Below are 8,030 nucleotides of genomic sequence, written 5' to 3'. Positions count from 1 at the left end.
TCGGTATGGAGGCTGTCTTCGAGCTCGAGAAGCTCGTAGTCCAGATGATGGCCGAGCTCGTGGAGCAGCGTCCGTAGGAACGTCTTGAAGGCGACGACGTTTCGCTTCTGAGCGGTTCGCATCCAAACGCTGATCCTCGCTTCGGCACCGTCCTCGGCGGGCTCGTACAACCCCTGAAGCTCGCCCCAGTCGTCGCTGGGCCTTGCGCTCAGGACCTTGACGGTCAGCGCCTCGACATCGAGTTGGGCGAGCAGGTCGTCGGACAGCTGCTGGCAGGCGCGATTGAGCTCCGCTCGGCGCTCCGCGGCCAGGCTGTCGGCGATCTCGGAGACCGAGGCCCGGAGCCGGCCGGGCCGAGGCAATGGAATCTCGCTCACCCGGTCGCTGGCGCGGTAGATGGCCTTTTGGGCGGGACTGAGACGCTTGTAGTAGGGAAACGGCACCAAACGCGGGTCAGAATAGAAGAAAGCCCCGGTCGCGATCAGCGCCGGGGCCTTCTCCTATCCGTTATCGAAGACGGTCTCAGTCGGCGACTCTGTCCTTGAGGCCCTTGGCGGCCTTGAACGTCGCGTACTTCTTGGCCGCGATGGTGATCGTCTGGCCGGTGGCGGGATTGCGACCCTGGCGCGCCGAGCGATGCTTGGTGTCGAAACTGCCGAAGCCGGCGATCTGCACTTTGCGACCGCCATCCAGCTCGGTCGCGATGATCCCGTGGCCGGGCTTGGTCTCGAAGATCGCGTTGACACACTCCAGAGCCTTGGACTGTGAGATGTCGCACTTCTTCGCGAGCTTTTCGGCCATTTCCGTTTTGTTCATTCAAACTCCTTCCGTCATCGGTGTTGGAAGCTCTCCGCCGGGAGGAGCCTCCAGGTTTTCTGATGAATAGGATTACCCTAATCCAAACGAATACTGATTCCTAGAGTTCGACTCCGGTTTCTGTTGACATTTTGTTGGTGTCGAATCGAGGGCCCGAATGCACAGATTGGCTATCGAACCCGGGGATCGTAGCACGGGACAACCCTCTGCGGAAGCCGATTTCTGTTGTGTTTACTGCCGTATTCGAGTGTGCCGGACGCTCGGAGCGGTATCTACTTGTTCTATCGTGAGTTACCGAGGGCCGTTCGCCTGCGGACGAAGACCACGGTCCGATCGTCTCCGGCGGGTTCACCACGCGAAAACTCGTCGAGGGATCTCGTCAACTGTTGGGCGAACTCCTCGGGACTGTCTTCTCGGTGGCCCGCGCAGAAGTCGATCAGCCGTTCGAGCCCGTACTCCTCGCCGTCCGGATTCTCGGATTCGGTGATTCCGTCGGTGTAGAGGAGAAGGAGATCCTCGGGCTCGAGGTGGATCTCCGCCTCCTCGTACTCGGAGCCTTGCACGAGTCCGACGGGAACGCCGGTGGGTCCGAGAGGTTTTACCGCGCCCGAGGCGCGCACGTGTAGAGCGGGATTATGACCGGCATTCGTGTAACAAACCCGGCCCGTCTCGGGCTCGAGTGTTCCGAGCCACGCGGTTGCATACTTGGCGAGCGGTGTGCGCTCGAATAGCCGCTTGGAGACTCCGGCGGTCACTTGTCCCGGACTTCGGCCCTCCTCGATCGGACCCGCGGCGAGAGCTTCGAAGGAAGCGGTGAGCAGAGACGCCGCTATGCCCTTACCCGAGACGTCCGCGATGAGCAGGAAGTAGTCTCCGTCGCGGGCAACGATCTCGTAGAAGTCGCCGGAGACACCGCGAGAAGGGAGGTTCCGCCCCCAGAGCTCGTAACCGTCGATGTCGGGCAGCGACGCCGGCAGCAGTGCCACCTGAATGCTCCGAGCGAGCTCGAGCTCTTCTTCCAGGCGTTGGCGCTCGGCGGCCTCCAGGGCGAGAGCGACGTTGCGAATCCGCAGCGCGGCCACCGAAGCCAGCGAGGTCAGCAGCGACATGTCGTCCTCGGTGAACTGACGCATGTGGAGCCGCGAGTTGAGCACGATCAAGCCGAGCGAGCCGTCGGGGTCCATCAACGGCGCGGCGACGAGACTGCGGACGCCCGAGGTCATGATGCTCTGGGCTTCTCGAAATCGCTCGTCGGTTCCGGCGTCCAGCACCAGAGCAGCGAGCCCTTTGTCGCCGACTTCCCTCAGGAGAGTCTCGGAATAAAGGTAGGCGTCGCTTTCGGTGTCGGTAGTGCGAGTCGCCGCGCGCTCGTAGCTGCCGTCGGCCTGACGAAGAAACACGGCGCCTTCTTCACAGCCGACGTGCTCGAAGGCCCTGGCCAGGATCAGCTCGAGCAGCTCGCTCAGGGAGATCGATCGGCTGAGAGCATGATGGACCTCGTTCAGCACCCTGAGCCGCTCGGCGTAGCCGCGCAGGGCGTCGGGCGAGTCCTCGACCGACTCGACCGCGTCGCTCTGCAGCAGATCCGAAGCGGCCCGAAAAATCGTGGCTCCCCAGCCGGTCGAGCCGCTATTCTGAGCGACGTCGTCCCCCAGGCGCACCTTCAGAACACAGCCGGAGACTCGCACCGTGTCGCCCGTCTTGACCTTGGTGGCCTCTTCCAGTCGCAAGTCGTTGAGGTGGGTGCCGTTTCGCGAGCCGAGGTCCTCGAGCCACCAATCGCCGTCACGCACAAAGAAACGCGCATGCAGGCGGGAGAGAAAACGGTCGGAGAGCGATAGATGGGCACTCGACGAACGGCCGACCTTTACTTCGCCGTCGTCGGCACGGTGTTCGAGTGTCTCTCCGTCGGGTGTTTGAACCCGCAAGAGAAGCATGAGCGGAGTCTAGCAGGCGGTCTTTGCGGGCCTCACCGCCGCCGGTGCCGAGTTGGGCCTGCATGGCACGAAACTGGCAAGCCTGAATGTGGATGTCCGGAGACCTTTGGGTTCGCAAGATTTGGGCCGGTTCGAGATCCGGCAGATCGTCTGCGATCTGCGCGCTGGCGGTGATTCTGGCGGCCGTGATGCTCGCGTCCGCTCCGAGTCAGGCCCGCTCGAAGAAAACCGATCTCAAAGAGCGCTATCAGAGGTGGCTCGAGGACGTTGAGCTGATTCTGCTGCAAAAAGAACGGAAGGCTTTTCTGGCACTCGAGAAGGACTATCAGCGGGATGCCTTCATCCAGAGGTTCTGGAAGTCGCGGGATCCCGATCCTGAGACTCCAGACAACAGGTTCAAGGGCCAGTATCTGGAGCGACTCGAGGAGGCCCGCGAGCGCTACAAGATCGGTGATGAACGCGCCGAAGTTTTCGTGCTGAACGGGGAACCAACGAGTGTCGAGGATACGGACTGTGGACTGATTTTGTGGCCGCTCCAGATATGGCGCTACAGCTACAGCGAAAACACCCGGGGTTCGCTCACCCTGGTCTTCCATGAGCGCGGCTGGTCGGGAACCTACCGGTTGTGGCATCCGAACGATGGCTACGATGTTCTGGTGCAGGCGGTAACCACCATGAGCTTCGGCGAGTTGGTACGCGAAAAATGCATTGGCTCGGCCGAAGAGGTCGAGCGCCTGCTGGTGACACTCCGAAGCTTCGAGCAGACCGGCGAGGCGACGATCAGGTCTGCCACCAGCGCGTCGAACTCGGATCCCGAATGGCTGGCGACCTTCCGGGCGTTTTCGACCGACGCCGATTCGGAGAGCAAACCGCTCGAGGCCGAGCTATTCCTGGATTTTCCCGGATTGCACCAGCAGCGAGTGATCGTGCGTGGATCGGTCCGGGTGCCCGGGGAGACCGCACAGGTGGTCGAACTCGCAGGGCGTCGGAGCTACAACTTCTCGCTGATCGGAGAGGTTCTCCGCGAGGACGAGCTTTTCGATTCGTTCAAGTATCTGTTCGACGTGCCCGAGGTCGAGCTCGTCGATGGGCAGCTGCCGCTGTTGTTCGAGCGCTGGCTGCGCCCCGGTAGTTACCGGCTGATCCTCAAAATCGAGGATCTGCACGGCGGAGCCGTAGGCCGCATCGAACGGCAGCTGGACGTGCCGGTCTTGCGATCGGAGGGGCTGGTCGTTGCAGCCGGGGCGAGCGCCGGCGAGGGCGCCGACGAAGGCGAGGAGCGGGTCCACGAAGCTTCCATTGTCCTGGTGGCCGAGGGCAAGGACCTACAGCGCGGTTACGCCCGGTTCTCGGCAAGCGTCGAGGGTACCGAGATCGCCAAGGTCAGGTTTTTTCTGGAGGATCGACCGGTCCTGACCAAAACCCGGCCTCCCTACAGCGTCGAGCTGGACCTAGGCTCGCTCCCCGAGACGATGTCGGTGCGCGCCGTGGTGTTGGACGCGGCGGGGCGCGAGATCGCCGCGGACGAGCTTTTGCTCAATCCCGGCGAGTACTCGTTTGGTGTCAGCCTGATCGAGCCGCGGTGGGGGTCTCGACACACAGGCTCGGTCGAGGCTCGAGTCCAGGTGCAGACCCCCCAGGGCAGCGTTCTTGAGCGGGTCGAGTTTCACAGAGGCGATCAGAAGATCGCGACGCTTTTTCAAGAGCCGTTCAAGACCACGATCCCGTTGCCCCATGAGGATCTCGTGGTCGTGCGGGCAGTGGCGTTTCTGGACGACGGCAATTCGACCGAAGACCTGGCGGTTCTGAATGGCGCGGACTATCTGGAAAACATCGACGTACGCATGGTCGAGGTATTCGCCTCGGTGCTCGACGGCCGCGGTCGGCCGCTCGCCGATCTCGAGCGCGACCAATTTCGCGTTCTGGATAACGGCGAGGAGCAGGAGATCCTGCGCTTCGAGCATCTCGAGGACCTGCCGATCTACGCCGGTCTGTTGATCGACACCTCGGCGTCGATGGCCGAGCGGATGACTCAGGTGCGCGATGCCGCGGTTCGCTTTTTCGAGGAGGCGATTCGGTCACAGGATCGGGCGTCTGTGATTACGTTCGCGGATCGGCCGCGCCTCGCGGCCGGCTTCACCAGCGATCTCTTCCAGCTCACCGGAGCCCTGGCCGGGATCAAAGCCGGGCAGGGAACTGCCCTCTACGACAGCATTCTCTTTGCCCTTTACAACTTCCGCGGCCTCAAGGGCCAGCGCGCCCTGCTGGTTCTGTCAGACGGTGAGGATCGCCGCAGCAAGGCCACCTTCGATGAGGCGAGAGCGTTTGCCCTCAACAGCGGTGTTACGGTCTATACCGTGGGGGTAGAGAAGGGCATGTCACGTCGGGGCAAGGCGGAGCTGGTTCGTCTGGCCGAAGAAACCGGTGGCCGGGCGTTTCTGATCGACTCGGTGGACGAGCTCGACGCGATCTACGGCACGATTCAAAAGGACCTCAGATCCAAGTATTTTCTGGCATATCAACCGGCACCCAGCGAAGATAAGGCGTTTCGTACCGTCGAGGTACGAGTCGCGAGCCCGGGAGCCGAAGTCAGGGCCTTGCGGGGATACGTTCCGCGATAGGCCCGCGCCGCTTCCGGCGCACAACTCAAACTTCGGAGGAATCATGAAATCGCTGACCGTATTCTGTTTGCTCGCCGTGAGCGGTGCAGGCCTGGCATTCGCTCAGGCGGAGAAGCCGGAGTCGCTCGAAGATCGAGCCAGCTACGCCATCGGCCTGAACCTGGGACGCAGTCTGGTTGCCCAGGGAGTGAGCGTCAACGTGGATCTGCTGTCCCGAGGTGTTCGCGACGCTGTTGGCGGAGGTGAGACCCTGCTCAGCGATCAAGAGATGAACGAGACGATGCAGGCACTCCAGACCAAGGTGCAACAGGAGCAGCAGGCGAAGTTCGCAGCCATGGCCGAAGAGAATCGGGCTGCCGGTGAGGCTCTGCTGGCTTCGAACGCCGGCGCGGACAATGTCACCACGACCGCTTCGGGTCTGCAGTACAAGGTGCTGACCGAGGGCGAGGGTGGAAGCCCTGCGGCCGCGGACCAGGTTCGCGTCCACTACGAGGGCCGCCTCGTCGACGGCAACGTCTTTGACAGCTCCTACGATCGTGGCGAGCCGGTCGAGTTCCAGCTCGGGGGTGTGATCCCGGGCTGGATCGAAGCGCTTCCCTTGATGAAGGTCGGCTCCAAGTGGCGATTGTGGATTCCTTCCGCCCTCGCCTACGGAGAGCAGGGGCGGCCGCCGCAGATCGGGCCGAACTCGACCCTGGTTTTCGACGTCGAGCTTCTCGGCATCGTACCGGCAGCCTCGGACGGATAGATCGTCACTCGGCGGTCGGCGCCGAATTGTGCAGGTAGACGTCGCGCTTCGGGAACGGGATCTCGATACCCTCTTCTCGGAATCGGTTGTAGACCGTTTCGTACAGCGCATCCAGCGTGCGGCCGCGCAGAACCGGTTCGTCGATCCAGCACAGCAGCTCGAACTCGAGCGCGGAATCACCCAGAGCCCTGAGCCTTACTCGGGGCTCTGGGTGCTCGGCGACGTACTGGTTCTCGGCGGCGATTCGGTCCAGGACCGAGCGCACGTGGGCGACGTCGCAACCGTATCCGGCCCCGACCCGTACCCGGACTCGCTCTTTTTCCCAGGGGCCGCCGGTCTCGTTGATGATCTTGGCGTTGGCGATCACCGAGTTGGGCACGGTGATCTCGATGTCGTCGCGGGTCAGAAGCCGGGTGCTGCGCAGGCCGATCTTGGTCACCTGTCCGCGCTCGCCCGAGTCCAGATTGACGAAATCGCCCTCCTCGTAGGGCGCGTCGGCGAGGATGAAGAGCCCGGAGAACAGATTCGAAAGCGTGTCCTTTGCGGCCAGGCCGAGGACGAGGCCGAGCACGCCCGCCGAGACCATCCAACCGCCGACGTCGATTCCCCACGAGAGCAGCAGGAAATAGACCGCGCCGCCGATCAGGATGACCTTGGCGACGTTGTCGAACAGCGCTACGGTTCGGGACTCGATGAACGCCGCCCGGCCCTCGAGACGGCTTACCGCCTCGAGCAGGATGGCCACGGCCCGAGTTGCGAAGACCGCCCACATCAAAACCCCGATGGTCTTCAGGATCCTGAGGATGAACTCGAAATAGCTGTCGGCAATCGGCAATCGCACTGTCGCCAACCAGATCCCGACCAGCACGACACTGAGGAAGATCGGCCGATGCAGGATAGCGATCAGTCGATCGTCCAAGTCGGTCTCGGATTTCTTCGCCCAAACGGCGATGATTCGCGTGATCAGGAAGTCGACGACCTTGGCGGCGATCACGGCCAAGACGATGATGGTGGCCGCCTGGAGCCAGACGTTGTCTCGAACCGCGGGCAGCAGATTGTCCAGGATTTCTTTCATAGTGCGAAGGACTCCAGATAGTATCGCCCGACTCCCTATTTCACTGCGGCAATGTAAACCAACCAGCTCTCCTGGTTCTCTTCTTCGACGGCCAGGTGATGGATGCCGGTACCGTCTCCGTCTTCGTCGGTTTCTTCCCAGTAGACGTCGACTCGTGAGAAGCCGGCCTCCAGAAGCAGCTCCCGGACCTCCGGCAAGGTCCACAGTCGCCAGTCGTAGGTGAACGCGCGCTCCATCACCGAGCCGTCTCGAAACCGAAAGTCAATATGGCAGAGCACTTCGTTGGTGATCGGGTTGAACTTCTCCTGCTCCCAGACAAAGGTGAAGTCGCCAACGTCGCGCTCGTCCTCGATCTCGATGATGGCCTCGGTGCCGCCATAGAGCTCGGTCACGAACAGGCCGTCGTCTTCAAGGCCGGCATGTACCGTGGCGAAATACCCGAGCAGCTCGGTGCGGGTTTTGAAGACGCAGAAACTGAAATTGAGCGCGCAGGCGAGCTCGACTTTGGGTTTTGTGACGGAGCATACGTCCCGGCACAGGAACGACATCCGGTTTCCGACTCGAGGGTCCGAGAAGTGACGCTCGCGGCCCCAATTCAGGGTCGGCCGATCGAGATCGATCCCGAGGGCTCGGCGGTCGTCGCCACCCTCGAGCCAGCTTGCCGCCAGGTACGCGGTGCCGCAGAAGTCCTCGCGCAAGGTGAGCGGGTCGCGATCTCGGTGTTGGCGGAACCTGGCCAGAAAGAACTCTATATCCGCGTCGGGCGACTGGACGGCTTGCTCATAGAGCACATGCCAATCGGCCCCGTCGGCAAGAGTCGGTTTGCCGCCGCG

7 protein-coding genes are annotated in these 8,030 nt (G+C 62.5%); 2 read left to right on the top strand and 5 right to left on the bottom strand.

Annotation, left to right across the window (positions count from 1 at the left end):
- The 3 genes from GY769_22935 to GY769_22925 all read right to left on the bottom strand — a co-directional run.
- On the bottom strand, positions 1-443 hold a 443-nt coding region (locus GY769_22935; protein MCP4204774.1), incomplete at its 3' end, for a hypothetical protein.
- Between the two features lie 79 nt (positions 444-522).
- Positions 523-816 carry an HU family DNA-binding protein gene (locus tag GY769_22930; protein ID MCP4204773.1) on the bottom strand — a complete coding sequence of 98 codons (294 nt, stop codon included), beginning with the start codon at positions 814-816 and terminating at the stop codon, positions 523-525.
- A 281-nt stretch (positions 817-1,097) separates the two neighbouring features.
- Complete coding sequence (locus GY769_22925; GenBank protein MCP4204772.1) at positions 1,098-2,753, bottom strand: SpoIIE family protein phosphatase; 1,656 nt, start codon at positions 2,751-2,753, stop codon at positions 1,098-1,100.
- A gap of 92 nt (positions 2,754-2,845) precedes the next feature.
- Here GY769_22925 and GY769_22920 point away from each other — a divergent pair, with 92 nt between their 5' ends.
- Entirely contained in the window at positions 2,846-5,374 is a 2,529-nt protein-coding gene (locus GY769_22920) for a VWA domain-containing protein (protein ID MCP4204771.1), read from the top strand.
- Between the two features lie 43 nt (positions 5,375-5,417).
- Complete coding sequence (locus GY769_22915) at positions 5,418-6,122, top strand: FKBP-type peptidyl-prolyl cis-trans isomerase (protein MCP4204770.1); 705 nt, start codon at positions 5,418-5,420, stop codon at positions 6,120-6,122.
- A 4-nt stretch (positions 6,123-6,126) separates the two neighbouring features.
- On the opposite strand, the gene GY769_22910 is transcribed toward GY769_22915, so the two are convergent.
- Both GY769_22910 and GY769_22905 read right to left on the bottom strand, forming a co-directional pair.
- The gene (locus GY769_22910; GenBank protein ID MCP4204769.1) at positions 6,127-7,197 is read right to left on the bottom strand and encodes a mechanosensitive ion channel family protein; all 1,071 of its coding nucleotides are present in this window, start codon (positions 7,195-7,197) and stop codon (positions 6,127-6,129) included.
- A 35-nt stretch (positions 7,198-7,232) separates the two neighbouring features.
- On the bottom strand, positions 7,233-8,030 hold a 798-nt coding region (locus GY769_22905), incomplete at its 5' end, for a class I SAM-dependent methyltransferase (GenBank protein MCP4204768.1).

This window comes from bacterium, assembly GCA_024224155.1.
Classification (GTDB): Bacteria; Acidobacteriota; Thermoanaerobaculia; order Multivoradales; family JAHEKO01; genus CALZIK01.
Note: the sequence above shows the minus strand (reverse complement) of the source record. Positions and strands in the feature narration are given on the sequence as shown.